Annotated in this window: 14 protein-coding genes and 2 pseudogenes; 6 read left to right on the plus strand and 10 right to left on the minus strand. The window is 44.6% G+C overall.

Annotation, left to right across the window (positions count from 1 at the left end; all coding sequences use genetic code 11):
- Positions 1-272: 272 nt before the first annotated feature.
- From IM456_RS07925 to IM456_RS07935, 3 genes and pseudogenes are all read left to right on the plus strand, one after another.
- Positions 273-1185: pseudogene (locus IM456_RS07925) on the plus strand (transposase); the annotation flags it as partial.
- Entirely contained in the window at positions 1131-1469 is a 339-nt protein-coding gene (locus tag IM456_RS07930) for a D-Ala-D-Ala carboxypeptidase family metallohydrolase (protein ID WP_253881206.1), read from the plus strand. The pseudogene IM456_RS07925 and the gene IM456_RS07930, both read left to right, overlap by 55 nt.
- 112 nt (positions 1470-1581) lie before the next feature.
- Positions 1582-1899, plus strand: coding sequence for a 2Fe-2S iron-sulfur cluster-binding protein (locus IM456_RS07935; RefSeq protein WP_061431283.1), 318 nt, complete (start codon positions 1582-1584; stop codon positions 1897-1899).
- 87 nt (positions 1900-1986) lie between these two features.
- On the opposite strand, the gene pyrG is transcribed toward IM456_RS07935, so the two are convergent.
- The gene (gene pyrG, locus IM456_RS07940) at positions 1987-3627 is read right to left on the minus strand and encodes a glutamine hydrolyzing CTP synthase (RefSeq protein ID WP_149986791.1); all 1641 of its coding nucleotides are present in this window, start codon (positions 3625-3627) and stop codon (positions 1987-1989) included.
- A gap of 231 nt (positions 3628-3858) precedes the next feature.
- On the opposite strand from pyrG, the gene IM456_RS07945 reads away from it, so the two are divergent.
- Both IM456_RS07945 and IM456_RS07950 read left to right on the plus strand, forming a co-directional pair.
- On the plus strand, positions 3859-4212 hold the full coding sequence (locus IM456_RS07945; protein WP_002798561.1) for a hypothetical protein: 354 nt from the start codon (positions 3859-3861) through the stop codon (positions 4210-4212).
- Between the two features lie 231 nt (positions 4213-4443).
- Positions 4444-5808 (plus strand): serine/threonine-protein kinase, encoded by a 1365-nt coding sequence (locus IM456_RS07950; RefSeq protein ID WP_149986792.1) that lies wholly within the window; start codon positions 4444-4446, stop codon positions 5806-5808.
- Here IM456_RS07950 and IM456_RS07955 read toward each other — a convergent pair.
- The 5 genes from IM456_RS07955 to IM456_RS07975 form a co-directional block, all read right to left on the minus strand.
- On the minus strand, positions 5800-7239 hold the full coding sequence (locus tag IM456_RS07955; RefSeq protein WP_149986793.1) for an aminotransferase class I/II-fold pyridoxal phosphate-dependent enzyme: 1440 nt from the start codon (positions 7237-7239) through the stop codon (positions 5800-5802). The genes IM456_RS07950 and IM456_RS07955 overlap by 9 nt on opposite strands.
- A 179-nt stretch (positions 7240-7418) precedes the next feature.
- Positions 7419-9233 (minus strand): ABC transporter ATP-binding protein, encoded by a 1815-nt coding sequence (locus IM456_RS07960; RefSeq protein WP_149986794.1) that lies wholly within the window; start codon positions 9231-9233, stop codon positions 7419-7421.
- A gap of 40 nt (positions 9234-9273) precedes the next feature.
- Complete coding sequence (locus tag IM456_RS07965) at positions 9274-10350, minus strand: phosphotransacetylase family protein (protein WP_149986795.1); 1077 nt, start codon at positions 10348-10350, stop codon at positions 9274-9276.
- Positions 10351-10384: 34 nt separating this feature from the next.
- The gene (gene ebsA / locus IM456_RS07970; RefSeq protein ID WP_149986796.1) at positions 10385-10762 is read right to left on the minus strand and encodes a type IV pilus biogenesis protein EbsA; all 378 of its coding nucleotides are present in this window, start codon (positions 10760-10762) and stop codon (positions 10385-10387) included.
- Positions 10763-10881: 119 nt separating this feature from the next.
- On the minus strand, positions 10882-12138 hold the full coding sequence (locus IM456_RS07975; protein ID WP_149986797.1) for a GAF domain-containing sensor histidine kinase: 1257 nt from the start codon (positions 12136-12138) through the stop codon (positions 10882-10884).
- A 388-nt stretch (positions 12139-12526) separates the two neighbouring features.
- Here IM456_RS07975 and IM456_RS07980 point away from each other — a divergent pair, with 388 nt between their 5' ends.
- The gene (locus tag IM456_RS07980; protein WP_002768353.1) at positions 12527-12847 is read left to right on the plus strand and encodes a DUF3155 domain-containing protein; all 321 of its coding nucleotides are present in this window, start codon (positions 12527-12529) and stop codon (positions 12845-12847) included.
- 165 nt (positions 12848-13012) lie between these two features.
- Here IM456_RS07980 and IM456_RS07985 read toward each other — a convergent pair.
- From IM456_RS07985 to IM456_RS08000, 4 genes and pseudogenes are all read right to left on the minus strand, one after another.
- A pseudogene (locus IM456_RS07985) lies at positions 13013-13208 on the minus strand (zinc ribbon domain-containing protein); the annotation flags it as partial.
- A 217-nt stretch (positions 13209-13425) separates the two neighbouring features.
- A complete protein-coding gene (gene msrA, locus IM456_RS07990; protein ID WP_287692730.1) occupies positions 13426-14088 on the minus strand; it encodes a peptide-methionine (S)-S-oxide reductase MsrA in 663 nt (220 codons plus the stop codon).
- Between the two features lie 120 nt (positions 14089-14208).
- Positions 14209-15882 (minus strand): DUF6930 domain-containing protein, encoded by a 1674-nt coding sequence (locus IM456_RS07995; RefSeq protein WP_149986701.1) that lies wholly within the window; start codon positions 15880-15882, stop codon positions 14209-14211.
- A gap of 75 nt (positions 15883-15957) precedes the next feature.
- Positions 15958-18030: a caspase family protein gene (locus IM456_RS08000; protein WP_287692728.1), complete on the minus strand. Its 2073-nt coding sequence runs from the start codon at positions 18028-18030 to the stop codon at positions 15958-15960.
- Positions 18031-18164: the final 134 nt, after the last annotated feature.

The following is an 18164-nucleotide window of genomic DNA, read 5'->3' on the forward strand; positions in this document are numbered from 1 at the left end:
AACCCTTATATAGAAAGACATTGCTTCGATTTTTGCCAATTGTTTTCAATCTAGAACGAGCTAATCAATTAAGTCTCTTGCCAGATAAAGATTTAGCCGATTTCTGCCCCCTGATCGAACCATACCAAGTAACGAAGAACCTCAATTGTTAAGCAAAAATCGACCAAATGTGAAGATTTCGTAACTATTCTGATTGACTGGTATCACTTGAAATGCCCACGCGGATCACAAAATTGGCCAATTGTCAATAGCGTTTGAGATGCTCTCACCCTGAATTAGGAGCCTCCTTAACTTGTTTAAGTAAAAGACAATATAAACTGCTATTAGTCATTGAAGAAGTCTCTCGTCAACAACGGGAGATGTGGTCAGAGAAAAAAACAAGGGTTGACCAGAGAATTGTCAGTTTAAGTCAACCTCATGTACGTCCTATTGTGAGAGGCAAAGCCGGCCTCCCCAACCCCCCCGACGTCAGGGGGGCAAGGGGGGCGCAAAGCTATCTGTTTCCTATGTTGAGCAGTTTGTTTTCTTAGACCGTTTATAGCGGTTTTCAGTCTAATGAGGTATAGTAAATCCCTTGATAGATAGGCGTTTCAATCGGGACTCACTTCTGTGAAAACCGCTATAAGTTGGGAAAACTTTAATGAATCTCAAGATTTGAAAGCGCAAGTAGAAAACTTTAAAGAGACTTATGGTTGTTATCCCGAATCCGTTCATGTCGATAAAATTTATCGAACCAGAGAAAACTTGGCATGGTGTCAGGAAGCGGATGCGACCCAGCGCCGTCGCACGGCGCCAGGGAACGCGCACCAAGCAAGAGGAATCAGATTAAGTGGATTACCATTGGGAAGACCACCGAAGAATCGAAGTGCTGAACTAAAAAAACAAGCTCAGTTAGATGAAAAGTTTCGCCATCGTATTGAGGGCAAATTTGGACAAGCTAAAAGACGTTTTGGACTCGATAGAGTGATGACTAAACTTTCAGAAACGTCAGAAACTTCCATCGCCATTACCCTTTTAGTGGTTAATCTTTCTACCCTGCTACGGCAGGTTTTACTGTTTCTTTTTAGCCGAAATCATAAAAGTTACTGTTTTCGGTCTTTTCTATCAGTTATCTTGATGTTAATTGAGAATTGTCAACAGAATCACTTATCATTCAAGAAACAGAATTTGTCCTTAGCATCATAACTTTTTCCTATCTGATTTTTTCAGCAAACCCTACTTACTTCCTGGTATCGCCCGCCCGCCATCGCGCCGTCGGGGGAGCCAGTAATTCTCAGCACCTTTATGGTCGCGCGGTCGATATTCGACCGGTCAATCCCGGCTCTTTGTCTAGGTTTCAGACGTGGCTCGATCTGCATTGGTTCGGGGCACTAGGGTATGGAGCGCGCCGGGGTTTTGTCCATCTCGACACAAGAAACGGAAAAGGTTGGCGCTCCGGTGGTCAAAAAGGACCACGATGGAATTATTAGCATCATTGTCTGTTTAAGGTTTATTTGATCGCTCACTATCGGAGCGATCGATTTTTTGGGGGGGTATCTAGAATGATAAAATAGGTGACGTTCAAAGCATCATTCGTTAGCTATGACCACAACCTACAAAGTAGAAATTTCTCATTTAGGAACAACACAAACGATCGAAGTTAGGGAAGATCAAACTATACTACAAGCGGCCTACGATGCGGGAATCGACTTACCCAGTTCTTGCAATGCGGGCGTATGTACTACCTGCGCCGCTCAACTTTCCCAGGGTAGCGTCGAACAGGGTGACGGCATGGGATTATCCCCCGACCTGCAAAAAGAAGGCTATGCTTTGTTATGTGTGGCCTATCCTCGCTCCGACATTAAACTGGAATCTGGCAAGGAAGAAGTAGTTTATCAACGTCAATTCGGAAAACCTTAGGCCAAACTGGGGTTAAGATGACAAATTTTCGGGGGTTTCCCCCCAAAAAACCAGATTTAGAGCCAATCAGACCAGCAAAGCTAAAATTTAACTAATAGCTGAATGCTGACTACTAAGGGAGAACTTTTGCTCTCTACCTTTGAGGGCCGCTTTCATGAAACCAGAAAAGAGAGGATGAGCTTTATTGGGACGAGAGCGAAATTCGGGGTGAAATTGGGTAGCAATAAAGAAAGGATGTTTTGGTAGTTCGATAATTTCCACCAAACGACCATCAGGAGAAGTGCCACTCACCAGATAACCAGTCTCGAAAAAGAGACTACGATAGGCATTATTAAACTCGTAACGGTGACGATGGCGCTCATAGATAACCTCTTGACCGTAGAGGGAGAAAGCCAGACTATCGGGATTTAAACGGCAGGGATAGAGACCTAAGCGCATTGTTCCCCCTAAATCCACCACATCTGCCTGTTCTGGCAGTAAATTAATCACCGGATTGGGTGTATCTTCTTCAAATTCGGAACTATTGGCCCTTTCTAATCGGGCCACATTGCGACCCCATTCGATAATCGAACACTGCATCCCTAAACAGAGACCCAAGAAAGGAATATTATTGACCCTAGCATACTCGATCGCCTTAATTTTACCATCCACACCCCTAATACCAAAACCACCGGGTACAACAATACCGTCAACACCGCTTAAATGAGCTTCGGCCGAATCGTTATCCACATCTTCGGCACTTACCCAACGCAATTCTATCTCGCTATCAAGGGCAATAGCAGCGTGTTTGAGGGCCTCTACCACCGAGAGATAAGCGTCCCCCAACTGCACATATTTACCAACGATAGCTATCTCTAATTTTTGACCGGGGGATTGCATCTGTCGGATGAGATTTTCCCACTCCTCCAGATGGGGGTGTCGGGAACCCAGGTTTAATAATTCTAGGGTTTGTTGCGCTAATCCCTCTTTTTCCAGATTGAGGGGAACTTCGTAGATACTGCTGGCATCCTGAGCAGTAATCACCGATTCCACCGGCACATCACAGAAAGCTGAGAGTTTTTCTTTTAACCCCGGTTGTAGGGGTAGATGACAACGACAGACTAACACATCCGGTTGAATACCGATCGATCTTAATTCCTTGACCGAGTGTTGCGTCGGTTTAGTTTTCATCTCCTTAGCGGCCGGAATCCAAGGAATTAGGGTAACGTGCATATAAACCACGTTATTTCGACCTACATCCTTCCTAAATTGCCTAATTGCTTCTAAAAAGGGCAAAGATTCGATGTCTCCCACCGTACCACCAATTTCTGTGATGACAATATCGGGGTTGGTATCTTTGGCCACCCGGAGAATCCTTTCCTTGATTTCGTTGGTAATATGGGGAATTACCTGCACAGTTCCCCCCATATAAGCACCACGGCGCTCTTTATTCAATACCGCTTGATAAATCGAGCCGGTAGTCACACTATTGAGACGGGAGAGTTCCGTATCGGTAAAACGTTCGTAGTGGCCAAGGTCGAGGTCGGTTTCGGCCCCATCATCGGTGACAAATACCTCTCCGTGTTGAAAAGGACTCATCGTACCCGGATCCACGTTGATATAGGGGTCTAATTTCAGAATTGAGACGGAATAATCCCGACTTTTCAACAATCTTCCCAAACTAGCGGCGACAATTCCTTTCCCAATACTGGAGACGACTCCCCCGGTGACAAAGACAAATTTACTCATAAAATTTTTCCTGCGATCAATTATACCTAGCAAGGGGTAAGAGTTTTCGGGATGGGGCGGTGTCATTTTCCCAGATTTCATTATAACCGGAGGATCTATACCCCGATCCTCGTTTTAGCTCCCTCTCGAAAATCTATTGCACCACAGCCTTTAGTCACCTTCATCCCAATCATCTAATTTTTCCGCTACAATCGACAGTGCTAAGACTCAGGCAATTGTAAACTAATATTCATGATAGATTTTAATACTCTCGCTGAATTTTCCCGCAACTATTGCGTCTCGATTTGTGCCTTTTTAGTACCCGCTAACTTAGTAACCACCGTTTTAACCGTTCTTTTTCTCTATTTCGGTCGTCCTACCCGTCAAATCTTCCCCATTGCTTCCCTAGCTTTGTTGTTCGCTATCACCATGTTTCTCCACGTCGCCACTTGGTTAATGATTGGTGTGGTTATGGCCCCCACTTTTATCCTCTTTGGACTGGGTTTAACCTGTTTTGTGATCAATCTTCAAGCCATCAGCGATCGCCAAAGCTTGGAACAGTTATTACACACCGGGGTTAATCGTCTGGCACGCTCATTCAACTAAAGAAAAGCGCCGAGACTTCCCACTCCACCATTAAGATAACCGCCCTTATCTGGCTGAATTTTTTTCAGCCAAAGACTTGACAAACTCCAAAATTTCTGCTAACCTTGTAGTACGGTGGGAATCCGTTTCGGCCTACGAACTCCCTTTTTAACTCTTTCTTAAGAATAAAAATTTTAACCCGAATTGCCGGTAGTAGCTAAACTAAGAGCAGTACCACGGGAAACGGTGACTATGGAAGTTATTTGTACGCGTCCCCACTGTCCGAGACCGCGTAATCAATGCCTAGACCTAGACGATAGCAATCGCTTAACCTCGATCGAGCAGAAATATTGTACTACTTGCGGGATGCCGTTAATTTTAGGGGGACGTTATTTGCCGGAACGTCTATTGGGACAAGGGGGATTTGGTGCGGCATTTTTAGCAGTAGATCGCTATAGTCCCAAAAAAGCTAAATGTGTACTCAAACAATTTCAACCTTCCGGTAATTTAAGTCCGCAAGCTTTAGAAAAAGCAAAAAACTTATTTTTTCAAGAAGCGCACGTTTTAGAAGATTTAGGCCGAGAACATCCCCAAATCCCCGATCTCTATGCTTTTTTCCCTTTAACAGTCAAGAATCAATTAACGGGAGAAGAAGAGCAATTTTTCTATCTGGCCCAGGAATATATCGACGGTAAAAACTTAGAAGAAATTCTCCAACAGCAACAAAAACCCTTTCAAGAAAGTGAAGTCAAAAACATTCTCAAAGAATTACTTCTTATCCTCAAATTTATTCATGAAAATGGTTCCATTCACCGGGATATAAAACCATCTAACATCATGCGCGACAAAAATGGCCGCCTCTATTTACTCGATTTTGGGGCAGTAAAACAGGCTACCAATAATCCCAATAATACACAGGAGAAATCCACAACAATTTACTCGGCCGGATTTGCCCCTCCCGAACAACAATTAGGCAATCAGGTATCGGCAGCCACGGATTTATATGCCCTAGCAGCTACCTGTGTTATACTCTTAACTAATCGGGATCCTGATGATCTATACGATCCGCAAAAACAGGTCTGGAATTGGCAAAATTATGCCCCTAACATCAGTGCAGATTTAGCACGAGTATTCAATAAAATGTTACTGGCAAATCCCCTGGATAGATTTCAATCCTGTGGAGAAGTTTTAACCGCTTTAAATACACCTCCCCCATCTCCTCCACCTTCCCCAATTCCTCCATCTCCTCCAGCTTCTCCAGTGATTAGAAAAACTTCCCGCTTTTCTCTTGGGGAAACTTTCGCTAATGCTGCCTTTACAGGATTTGAAGGGACATTATTAGTAATTGCCTTAAATAGTTTAGTCCCCTCGGTAGGAATTGTCATCGCTTTTATGATCTTAGGAGGCTTAGTTTTGGCATTATTTAAAAAAGTGATTGAAGGGAGAGATTTACCGATTCTAGCAGCAATTACTCTCGCCTTCCTGTTAATTCCGCAACTGCAAGGAACCCTAAGTTTTCCTGAAATTGCTATCATTGCCGTGATGGCAGCCATCGGAGCAATTGCTATTACCGCCTTTTTCGGGCTAATATATCGGATAATTTTGCGATTATTTTAAAACCCTGAAAGTAGTTAAATTATCATCACTACCGCCAGTAATCGTGCCACCGAGGTCTAAAATAGTTTGCAGATAGTCGAGGATTTCCTGAGAAATCAACTCTCCCGGCATCAAAACGGGAATACCGGGGGGATAGGGACAGATAACATCAGCGCTAAGACGATCGAGGGCATTTTTCTGGGATACTATCTCTGTAGGGGCAAAAAAAGCCTTTCTAGGAGAAATAGCCAAATTTCCCGTGACTGGGGCAGGAGTCGGGGGTAAACTGGTAGAGGAAGGAGATTGAAGGGATTGAAAAGCAGTAATTAGGCGATTAATGTGTTCGCGATGATTGCCGATGGAGATAATAAAAGTAAGTTGGCTTAAAGTCGGTAATTCCGCCGTGACAGCGTATTTTTCTCGCAAAATATCGTCTATTTCGTAACCGGTTAAGCCAAAATCTTTGACGATTACCGTTAAACGAGTGCGATCGAACCAGTGACAACCCGGGATAGAATGGGGAAAGTCTAAAACAGAGATATTAGGAATTTTATCGAGTTCTTTTCGGGCAGTAGCGGCTAAATCGAGGGTTTTGGTCAGTAAATCTAGTCCTTGCGTCGCCATTTGCTTTCTAGCACTATCAAGGGAGGCGAGAAGCAAATAACTAGGGCTAGTGGTTTGAACTAATTGTAAGGCTCGATCGACTTTTTCGGAACTAATGCGATCGCTTTTTAAGTGTAACATCGATGCTTGAGTTAAGGCCCCCAAAACCTTATGGGTGGACTGAATAGCCATATCGGCGCCGAGAGACAGGGCAGCCGGAGGTAAATCGGGATGAAAGGCAAAATGCGCCCCGTGAGCCTCATCGACAAGCAGCGGGATAGAATAATGATCGGTAATCTGGGCGATAGTTTCTAAGTCACAGCAAACCCCTTGATAGGTGGGAGAGACTACCATCACCGCTTTGGTGTCGGGATGAAGTTTCAGGGCATTTTCGAGGGATTGGGGGGTTATATTTAAATTTAGATCGATAGTGGGATTATATTCGGGATTGATAAAGATAGGCTGCGCCCCAGAGAGAATTAAGCCCGAAATTGCCGATTTATGAATATTTCTCGCCAAAATAATTTTATCTCCCTCGCCGCAAGTGGCTAAAATCGCCGCAATAATGCCACAACTGGAGCCATTGACTAAAAACCAGCTTTTATCTGCCCCAAATGTCTCGGCTGCTAAAATTTGCGCTTCTTTAATCACCCCCGTCGGGGCAAACAAATTATCAAGGTCGGGTAATTCGGGTAAATCGGCTTTAAAGACGCTTTTTCCCAGTAAATTACTTAAATCTTCCCCGATTCCTTCCCCCTGCTTATGCCCTGGTGCATAAAATGGTACGTCTAAACTATTGACTTTTCTTTGTAGTTGTGCTAATAGCGGAGCAGATTCTGGCGAAGGCATTGTGAGAAGTGGGAAGTGGGGGATTTGTCAGTGATCAGTAAACAGTAAACAGTAAACAGTAATCAGTAAACAGTAATTAGTGAAGATTGATCGGCGAATAATATCATTTAAAACTTAAAACTTATCACTTATCACTTTAATCTGATAACTGATAACTGATCACTGATCACTGATAACTGTTAACTATCTGTGCCTAACATTTGCAGTTTATATAAACTAGCGTAGAGGCCGTCTTCGGTTAATAAATCTTCATGGGTTCCCGATTCGACTAATTCCCCGCGTTTAAGGACAAGAATTCGATCGACATCGCGAATAGTGGAGAGACGATGGGCGATAATAATAGCAGTACGATCGACTAAAATCTGTTCTAAAGCTTCTTGAATTAATACTTCTGTCCCCACGTCTAAACTAGCGGTAGCTTCATCTAAAACTAAAATTTCGGGGTTACGAATAGCGACTCTCGCAAAAGCGAGTAATTGTTTTTGTCCTCCCGATAAATTTGCACCCCGTTCCCGTAAAAGGGTATGATAACCATCGGGTAACTCCTCGATAAAGTGATCGATATTAGTTAATTTAGCTGCTGCCTTCACTTGCTCAAAATCATAATTTTCCCCTAAAGTAATATTGCGAGTAACATCTCCGGCAAAGAGAAAAGTTTCTTGGAGAATGACACCGATATAACGTCTTAACTCCGCTTGGGGAAGATAACGGATATCGATACCATCCACTAGAATTCTGCCCTTACTTGGTTCGTAAAGACGACAGAGAAGACGAATAATCGAACTTTTTCCCGCACCGGTGGGACCGACTAAAGCGACTTTTTCACCTGGATGAATGGTAAAATTGAGACCTTTGATAATATATTCATCGGGTTTATAACCAAACCAAACATTCTCAAAAATAATCTCGCCAGTTTGACGTTTCTCTGGGAAGTAAATCTCTTTATAATTGTTAGAATCGGTGATTTCAATGGGAATACTAATTAATTCACCAATTCGTTCTATAGCAGTAAAACCCGCTTGAAACATGGTAAATTTTTCGGCAAACTGACGCAGGGGATTAAAGAGACGTTGGGAGAATAAAATAAAAGCTGATAAAACCCCAAAATCAATAGTTTTCTGGAGAATAAAAATCCCGCCTAACCATAATACTCCTCCCACGGCAATTAATCCGATCCATTCCAAAGTAGCTGAGACGGCCGAATCATAAAAAATTGTTTTATCTAGGGATTGACGATATTGAGTATTGATAGCGCGAAACATTTCAGCATTAAAGCGTTCGCGGCGAAATAATTGAACAATATTAACTCCGACTACATTTTCCTGTAATTGGGCATTAAGTTTTGATAATTCCTCGCGTACTTGATAGTTAGCGATGCGGTATTGTTTTTGAAAAAAGATAATTAAAGCAGTGACGGGAAATAACATCAACACCAACAATAGAGCTAATTGCCATTGCAGGGTAAACATGGTGAGGATAATAACTAAAATATTGACCAAATCACTGACAACTCCGATCGCCCCACTAGCAAAAACTTCTCCTAATGCTTCCACATCGCTGGTTAAACGAGTGACTAAACGTCCCACGGGAGAGCGATCAAAAAAACTTGAGGAAAGGGAGGTGACATGGGTAAATAAATCTTCCCGGACATTAGCAGTAATTGACTGACCGACTTTCTGCACTAGATAACCTTGCATTGTCCCTAAAATCAGTCGTAAAATAATCGAAGCTGACAGGATAATAATTAAGGTATTAATGGCTGCTGTTAAGGGCATTTGAGCCAAAAAATCCCAAGTTTGCTCCTTCTGCAAAAGGGAGACCGCTTGACCGATAATTAAGGGTTGGATCGCCCCTGTGAGAGATAGAGGAAAAAGAAGTATTAATGACCAAAATAGCAGGGCTTTTTGCTTTTTTGCGTAGGGAAGTAATCTTAATAATAAGCTCCAGTCATTTTCTTTGACCGGAGGGGACACAGGGGAGGATGATAGACTCATGAAGGGATTTCCAATGAAATTCTCGGCAGCCGGGGAGAAATTACGCCCCTATTGTTAACTTTTCTAACAGGCGATCGATCTGGAAATATTCCTCCATTAATTCTCGAATACAAGCGACTTTTACCTGTTCCTGTAAGCGAATCTTCCCGAAGGCCTGATCGACGATTTCCACGGTGGTGAGAGTATCTAAATTTACCGAGAGAATCGGTACTTCTAAATCCTCGGCCCGGCCCAGAATCAGGGGATCTGGAGAGATGGAACCGGTTAAGATTAAACAGGTGGTAGAAGTTTCTAGGGCAGCTAACTGTAGATCCGTGCGATCGCCGCCCGTAATCACGGCCATATTTTCCCCCTTGCGAAAATATTCTAAAGCGGCGTTGACATTCATTGCCCCGATCGCTAAACTTTCTACCATCCAATCCAAACGATCGGGCCGACATAATACTTTGGCCCCTAAAAGATGGACAATTTCCCGAACACTAATACTGCGCAGCAGTTTACTAGCGGGTAACAGTCCTAAAACTTCCACGCCTTGGCTTGCCAGATAGGGTTTTAGGAGAGATTGTACTTCATCCCAATCATCGGTGGGGATATCGCTAATTACTACCCCCAGCAGCTGATTATTTAATTCCTGTTGCGCTTTCAGCAGACTATCGGCAATCAGGGGAGAACTATAGCGGGCCACCAATAGGATCGGAGTCTGGAGAATTTTGGCCATCTCCCCCATCGATAACTGAAAAATACTCCCTTCCCAGAGAGTCCCCGGCCCTTCGAGGAGGGTAATATCACTGTTAACCCGCTCGAGATAGCCAGCAAGAATATTGCCGTAGTCCTGTTTATCTGCACCTTGCAGACGTTTAGCAACGGAATCCACATCTGTATAGATCAGGGGTAAACGCAGCTGCTCGGTGGATAATTCTAGTAATTGCCGGATAAATTCTACATCCTCATCGACCAATTGCCCATCGACGTATCCCGGACAATTGCCCACTGGTTTGCCGTAACTTATCTCTAGTCCTTTTTGCCGCAAGAGATGCGCTAAACCGACGATAGTTCCCGATTTACCACTGAGGGGTTCCAGGGAAGAGATGAGTATAGATTTGGCTGATTTCGCCACGATTTGCTCCTTTTAACCCTTAAAATCCCGACTTTTATTCTTCAAATCGCAGCAGTTTCCGATAAAATCCCTGCGAAAAGTCGGCCGAACCTAGCTGCTTAAAGGTTTTAATCGCATCGATGAGATATTCGATAAACTCGGCGTTAATAATCGTTATCTCATAGCTTAGGTCGGCCTGTCCTTCAAATTGTAAACGACAACGGGTTAATTCCGAGGGCAATTTTGATACATACCAAGAGGCCACAAAGGGAATCCCTTGACTGCTTTCTATGCGACGACGACCTTCTAAAGATCCTGCTTGATACAAAGCGATCGCATAGGGCAGGATACTATGTTTGTCCTTGGCATAGTAGGGCATATATACTACCACATCGGCCTTATTAGCGGGTTCTAATTGTTCGATAGTTGGCATAATTAGTTAATTCTTCGGTTCACAGCCAAGTTACCATTGACACTGATATTTTCCTTATATTCTAACCGATCCCCCCAGGAATCTCCCGAGCGAGAAAATAGGCAGAATTGACGACCAGATCATCCCTCTATACTGAGGTTATCATCGGCTATAACTGGTATCTGAACCCGAAAAACCGTGCCGGGGTAGAGGGAACTTCTTTGCTCGGGATTGGGACTGATAAATTCAATCGTCCCCCCCATGCTGGTAATTAATTCTTTTGCGATCGCCAAACCCAATCCTGTACCGGGTATATCTCCCCCTGCTTGCACTCCCCGGTAGTGACGTTGAAAAATTCTTTCTTGATCGCCTCTCGTTATACCATAACCCGTGTCTTTAAAAACAATTTCTACACTATTCTTAACATTCTGCACCTCGACGGTGACTTTTCCGCCCGCAGGAGTATATTTGAGGGCATTATCAATTAAATTGCTGAATACTTCCCGCAAACCGGGGATATTGGCGCAAATAAGTGGTATGTCTTCCCCGTGAATCGTTTCTAGACTGAGATTTCTCTCTTTGGCTACCGCTTGGGCGGAAAGGAGCAGCGGATCGAGAATATCATGGAGATCGATCGGAGTTAGTTGGCCGCTGCCAGCAGGCAAGAGAAAGGCGGTAGGGGAAGATTGCGCTTGCAGGAGAGGAATATCGACGGTGGGGTAATTTTCGCTTTCTTGCTGAATTTGTGCCTCAAATTCGGCAATTAAGTCCCGAACTCGATCGCTTTCTCTCAGGATACCAGTAATGGCGGGATCGTTACCTTCTTCGGCTAAAAGTCTTTTGATCAGAAGTTTACCAAAGGTTTTTAAAGCGGTGAGGGGATTGCGGATTTGATGGAGAAAGGTATCGAGGCGCTGACTTTGCCATTGTCGATAATAACGTTCTTCTCCCAATTGCCGATCGAGTACACAGGCTAAAGCGAGGGTTTGGGTGATTTTTTCCATCTGGGTTAATTCCCAACTTTGCCAAGGTCGTTTTTCTCTGGTTGTCACCAATAATCCGATCATGCCCTCTTCATACATTAAGGGTAAAAACAAGCGATGACTGCTGACGGTCTCCTGATTACTCCAGAGGTGGGATAAATCTTCTAACTTAACCGCAGTTAACAAGTCTGCCGCTGGTTGCCCCGGTTGTAAGGAAAGCCGCTTTTTTTGGGGAGAAGGGGGATTAAAAGGTGGATAAACAACGACTGGAATTAAATCACTCGATAAAGGTTCAGTTAAATAAACCGCACTTCTGTCCGCTTCCATTTGCTCCCGCAAAAGTTCCATCTGTGCCTGACAGAGGGCAATAAAATCATCACTAAGGGGAGTCCGGGAGGGGGAGGAGAAGGGCATACCAAGAAAGTAAAAAGTAAAAAATCAGAAAACCTAGATACAGCTAGGATTGCGAGTTTTGTTTCCCAGTTTACACAGGAGAGAATGGCCATCCTCTTGGGTCGAGGGCAGCCAGCAAAAAGCAATTAGGACAAGGGTTTGGTCACTATTTTAGGGGTGGATCACGGCATATATTAAAAAAAGTTTAAGAATAATAAGTTTTGTATCGATATTTGTGGGTGTGTTTTTGTCAGAAAAACTTAAACATAGTCTCAGTCTAGCTTCTAGTCAAATTTGTTTGTAATTAAGTTTGTGAGGGACACTTGATTTCTTGGTCTAGAAGGGATATAATCGCTACGGCTTTTGTAACTATCATTACAACGATTAGCCAAAACAGGAGGTAATTGGGTTGGCCAGAAAACGGAAACGTAAGAGTCGCCGTCGTCAAGAAGGACGTAAGATACTTGAACTTGTACCCCAGTATAGTATTGAAAGTGGCGAAGATAAACCCGTAACTGCGGCGCGTAAGTATATTCAAGCTATAGGCATTAGCCCACCAGCTTTATTGATTGTTAAGCGTAACGAGCATACAACCGATCGCTATTTCTGGGCTGAAAAAGGACTGTTTGGAGCGCAATATGTGGAGGAAAACCACTTCCTTTTCCCAAGTTTGCGCGACCTGCAGCCCCAGCCCCAGCCCGTCAAAGCACCGGTAGCAGTTGCCAAATAATTCACAGGACTATTAATCATATCATGGAAAGTAAACTCGTTTACCGAAAAGTAAACGAGTTTTTTTGTCTGAGATCTGGGAATCAGCCACCAGCTTTTCGCTGATGGCTAAAGTCGAACGTATGTCCTCCGTAAACGGACGGTGATTCCTCACCACGCCACCTTTTTAGAATGGTCGCGTCAATGGGGTTAAGGCTTCACAGGATGCCGCTTCTTTAACAGAAGTCTTAAGCTTTCCGACCCGTCCGTTTAAAGTCGAACGTATGTCCTCCGGCGACCTTGATATTAATTGCTGCGTTCACGTCTCGATCATGAAAAGTCCCACAGAAAAAACATTCCCACTCACGGATATTTAGGGTTTGCGGCAAAAAGTTTGTTGGTGGGGTTAGGAGTCAGGAGTCAGTAGCCGGTCGTTTCAGGCTTTGTTGCCCTCTTTTTTTGTACCAGTTTATGTACTACAAGAAAGATAATGCCAGGTTTTTGAAGGTCTTAATCCTATTTTCGCAGCATGAACATCGGATTTTAACAGGTCAAAAGCCTTATTTTAAAAGGGTTTTACCATTATTCGGCAGACCCTACTTAATTTAACTTCAGATCAAGAGCGATCGGACATTCCACTTTCGTTCCCCCTAAACCGCAGTAACCGCCGGGGTTTTTCGCTAAATACTGCTGATGATAAACTTCAGCATAATAAAATTCAGGTGCGTCGATAATTTCCGTGGTAATTTGACCATGTCCCGCTTTATTGAGAGCTTCTTGGTAGATCGATCGAGATTTTTCCGCTAATTGCTTTTGCTGGGGATTATAGGTATAGATACCCGATCGATACTGGGTTCCCGTATCATTACCCTGACGCATTCCTTGGGTGGGATTATGACTTTCCCAGAAAACCTTTAACAGTTGTTCGTAGGAAATCACGCTGGGATCATAGATCACTAAAACCACTTCATTATGCCCGGTCATGCCGGTACACACTTCCTGATAGGTGGGATTGGGGGTGACACCAGCCGCATAACCTACGGCAGTGCTGTAAACTCCTTCTAATTGCCAAAATTTGCGCTCTGCTCCCCAAAAACAGCCTAAACCAAACATTGCGGTTTCCATACCGGCGGGGAAGGGGGGCTGTAAAGGATGACCGTTAACGTAGTGGCCGCTAGGTACGGGCATTTTTTCCGATCGCCCGGGTAGTGCCTCCCTTACTGTGGGCAAAGTTAATTTTTTTCCGAATCCGAATAACACCATAAGAAGAATTTGTCCAGAAAGTTTTACCTTACTTTACATTGTCGCTTAATTTTAGGGATTTCAGTGATCAGATTTGAGTTTACTGATCACTGAAAAAAGCTGCGCCGCTGCCCGTTCAAATTAACCAAAGTGAGGCATAAGAGTCAAAACTCCCAAGTCTAAATCTTTACTATTGATCGATTTTGCCTCATAGAGGGCTAACATATCGTTTAATTGGGGATTACCGCAGGAGGAACCCGTTACCCCCATGGCAATAATCAAACCACAATAACCCTCGGTATTTTTGATGCGTTTTTGCCAATTGCGGCGCGCGTTACGGTGGTCGGGATCATCTTCCTCGAATTCCCCAAACAGGTAGAGATCACCGTTAGCCATTTTCAGAATCCCGAGATCATAACGGGTATCTTCTAGGGGATCTTCGCCGGGGTTAAAACCAATAGCCTCCAAACCGCCAGCTTGTTGGATTTTTTCGATAAGTTCCTTGGCTTTCGGTCGGGAGGTCTGGATCATGACCACGGGGAAGCCCTCTCCTTTTGTCGGTACGGACTGGGGTTGATAATGGATTCTCGGCCGATTGCGAATTTTATCCAATAATTGCCAGGGAACCATTCCCAGACTGAGATGTGCATTATCAGGAACTAGATTCTCCTTGAGTACGGATTCTTCCTCATCATCCTCATCATCCTCATCATCCTCATCATCCTCATCATCCTCGTCGTCGTCCTCCTCCTCCAAGAGTTGCATAAATTCCGCACATAGATCGGGCATCGTGGCCACCGTCACCGCCACGGTTTCCCCTTTTGCTTGTTCGGGATCGAGGGGAATGCGAAAACGACGCTGTAATTCTCCGATCGGTTCTTCGGATAAAGCGGATTGATTGCCTTTAAAAAAGCGCAACAGAGCCATTAAAGCTAAATATACCGTGATTGCTTCTTCTTCATCTAAATAGGGGCGAATACCTTCGTAGGGATGCACGCTGCCGAAAACTGGATGGATTTGGGAGGGGGCAGCCGAGGCTAGATCGTAGTCATCCTCATCATCGTCCTCATCATCATCGGCCAATTCGTAGCTTAAAAACCAACAATCTTGGGAAAGAAAGGCTTTTTCTAATCTTTCCATCGATTTTTCTGCTAAAGCGGACTGCCGGAATTGTTTGAGGGATTCTAGGGAACGATAGAGAATGACTCCGTATTCCCGACCGAGCATTCCCATGACACAGGCGTAAAGATTCGGGAAATCGGGGCGATCGAGCTTAATTTCCAAGATATCGTAATCGGCTAAACAGGACCAGGGTTCAGCTTTCCAAATTTCGTGAGCGGTTTTCACTAAAGCGGACTGCCAAGCGGGAGGAATTGCCGGGGGCCGGTTATTTTGGAATTCGTCGAATCCACGAAAGAGATCATCGATCAGGGGCAAACTGGGGACATAATCGATGGTGATATCGAGATCTTGCAGTACCCCGCGCAGAAAAAACTGTGTTTCTCGATCGCGGACGATAATTTTTTTCGGTCTGGCTGGCCGGGCGGGACTTTGCGGTGTTTCGATGGCGCGGATTAAGGTTCTCACCATGGCCTCTGGCCCGGTTTCAGGGGAAACTACTTCCATAGCGCGTACACAGCCCTCGCTACCGTCCACCCAGATCACGCACTCGCCGCCGCTTTCTTGATTTGGTTCTAGGGTGGCCCGGGGCATTCTCTCGGATAAGGATAAAGCACGACGATCTCCTTCCCAAACACTGGGAATTTGTGGAATTTTTTTGAGGCGGCTTTGGGTTGTCCGGGGCAGAAGATTCATCGGGAAATTTAGGGGTAGCTGTTTTAGGATTTTAACCTTTTCTTTTCAAGGATTCCATAGAATTATTCTATCGATTTAGTCGATAACTTGATAAATAAACCGGAAACCTGACCAAGTTCCCAGATCAAAGGCGTATTCATCAATGACACTGCCAGAACTATCCATTTTTAGACCTAAATCTAATTTTAGATCGCTCCAGAAAGCTCTGGCTATTTCTAGGGGGTTAGTCAGGGTGAGCAGTTGGGTGGCTTCTCCCTTAAGGCTTTGATTGGCATTGAGAAGGGTCAATGTTTTCGGGAAAGGATGGCGACTGAGGATCAGTAGATTTTCTCTGATGCCCTTGGGTTGACTAATTTTCCAATGCCCTTGGCGGTCATTGGGGATGGTGGCCTTGGTTTTAGCCGCCACGACAAAGGGGGCTAATGGGCTGGAATTGCTGAAATTATCGGGGGTTTCTGGACGGGAACAGTATAAAAGCGGTTGGCGATCGCTGTTGAGGACAAGGATCAGTGCGTAGAGGGGTTGTTCTTCTTGATTCTCGATTTGATAGCGAATTTCCGTACCGACGGGCAGAATTAAGTCGTTTTTAGCGGTATTAGTCCCCCTGCTACCCGCAATTTTTTGGGTTGGCACTGTGGAGATATAGGTTTGATCGAGGCTTTCGAGGGTGACAATGACGGCTAAACCGGAGGATTCTTGATTGATCAACAAGTGCCACAATTTGCAGGCCAGCAGGGTTTCTAGTTGCGATTGCAGTCGTTTGATTCCCGATTTAATTGCTTCGTTGGCTGCCCCTAAACTACCGATAATTAGGGAGCCATTGGCAGATAATAACTGATAATTGCCAGTTTCTTCGCTACCAACTCGACTTAAGAGACAATCTACCGTTTGTTCGCCAATGTTAACCACGGCGGCCACATCGGGCAAACTGGCAAAGGTACTGGTAGCATCTACCCGTTCGATCCGGGTTAAGTTATGATCCAAACCGACGATTAAGCCGATTTTACTCGGAAAAACCCGCAATTTTTCCTCTAGAATCTGTCCTATTTCTAGGGAGGCGGTTGGTGATAATAACTGGGCTTTGGCTTTTAAACCCTGACGGGAGAGAATTTGTAGGCTGATTTCCTCCCCGTTCGCCTCAATAAAGCTCAAACAGGAGTTAATTCCGTAATTTTCCAGGATTTCTAAGGGGAGGCCGACCAGATTGACTTCTAGGGTGCGCTCGTCAATAAGATTTGTAACAATTGCCGCCCCACCCCTTGACTTTTCTGACGTTGTATGATAAAGCGACACAGAATTATTTTGATTATTGGTCAGGATTGTCGGTTGCTGTTGTTGACTGCTGTGACTAGCGACGAGATTACGGAGATGGGGAAAAGCGATCGCAATTGTCGGACTGGGGGAAACTTGCCAGAGATACTGAGTGAGATCATAGGTGAATAAGCCAGCATTGGGGCTATTACCGCTCAATTCCAGGGCGATTTGCTCTGGTTTAGCGGCAGCGAGAATAACGCCGTTACTAGGCTTATTTTTGAGGTTAAAACGGGTTTTAATATCGGCAGCGAAAGTTAATTCGGCGGGGTTAGGATCAGTAATGGTTCTAGAATAGGAACGAATGCGGAGATTACCGAGATAGGGCTGAGGTTGGGGGAGATGACTACTATCAAAAATCAAGCTAAACTTATCCGTAGCTAGACAGCGAGCCATCAGCAGGATATTTTCCTTAAGTAAAGCATTTTCTGCCCCATCCGCAGTAATAAAAACCTCTTTTCCGGCCCCAACACTGCCATAACCGCTAAAGTGAAAAATTACCACATCCCCCAACCTGGCTTGGGCGATCAGGTGTTCTAAAAAAGCCGCTTCGATCGCTTCTCGACTGGCTTGTTGTCCCGTTAAAGTTACTATATCAGCATCCTGAAAGCCAAAACGATAACGGAGAAGGTCTTTTTGTAACTCCACATCGGTAAGACAGCCGGGCAGCGGCGGAATATTCGCCCCATACTGGTCAATACCGACTAAAAGAGCCAATTTTCGGGGATTAGGGGCGGCGAGAGCGGCCAAATGACGGTTAAGGGTCCCTTGACTAATCGCCAAAGTCAGCAACCCCCAACCTGTCTGCTGGATCAATTCTCGCCTAGTTATGTTCATCGGAAATTTTGGGTCTGAAACCCCGCCGTTCTACGGCGGCTTTACGTTAGAATTAAAAGGCCAGTCTCGAAAACCAAGTGGACGGCGCAGCACCTTGAAAACTCGGCTTAGGGGGTTCCGACCAGAAAAGCTTG

The organism is Microcystis sp. M079S1 (assembly GCF_020246425.1).
GTDB lineage: Bacteria > Cyanobacteriota > Cyanobacteriia > Cyanobacteriales > Microcystaceae > Microcystis > Microcystis aeruginosa.

Excerpts from the sequence above, each read along its gene's own strand:
- ebsA (WP_149986796.1), bottom strand. The coding sequence starts at position 10,762 with ATGCCAACTATCGAACAATTAGAACCCGCTAATAAGGCCGATGTGGTA.
- IM456_RS07945 (WP_002798561.1), top strand. The coding sequence starts at position 3,859 with ATGATAGATTTTAATACTCTCGCTGAATTTTCCCGCAACTATTGCGTC.
- msrA (WP_287692730.1), bottom strand. The coding sequence starts at position 14,088 with ATGGTGTTATTCGGATTCGGAAAAAAATTAACTTTGCCCACAGTAAGG.
- IM456_RS07950 (WP_149986792.1), top strand. The coding sequence starts at position 4,444 with ATGGAAGTTATTTGTACGCGTCCCCACTGTCCGAGACCGCGTAATCAA.
- IM456_RS07975 (WP_149986797.1), bottom strand. The coding sequence starts at position 12,138 with ATGCCCTTCTCCTCCCCCTCCCGGACTCCCCTTAGTGATGATTTTATT.
- IM456_RS07995 (WP_149986701.1), bottom strand. The coding sequence starts at position 15,882 with ATGAATCTTCTGCCCCGGACAACCCAAAGCCGCCTCAAAAAAATTCCA.
- pyrG (WP_149986791.1), bottom strand. The coding sequence starts at position 3,627 with ATGAGTAAATTTGTCTTTGTCACCGGGGGAGTCGTCTCCAGTATTGGG.
- IM456_RS08000 (WP_287692728.1), bottom strand. The coding sequence starts at position 18,030 with ATGAACATAACTAGGCGAGAATTGATCCAGCAGACAGGTTGGGGGTTG.
- IM456_RS07960 (WP_149986794.1), bottom strand. The coding sequence starts at position 9,233 with ATGAGTCTATCATCCTCCCCTGTGTCCCCTCCGGTCAAAGAAAATGAC.
- IM456_RS07935 (WP_061431283.1), top strand. The coding sequence starts at position 1,582 with ATGACCACAACCTACAAAGTAGAAATTTCTCATTTAGGAACAACACAA.
- IM456_RS07955 (WP_149986793.1), bottom strand. The coding sequence starts at position 7,239 with ATGCCTTCGCCAGAATCTGCTCCGCTATTAGCACAACTACAAAGAAAA.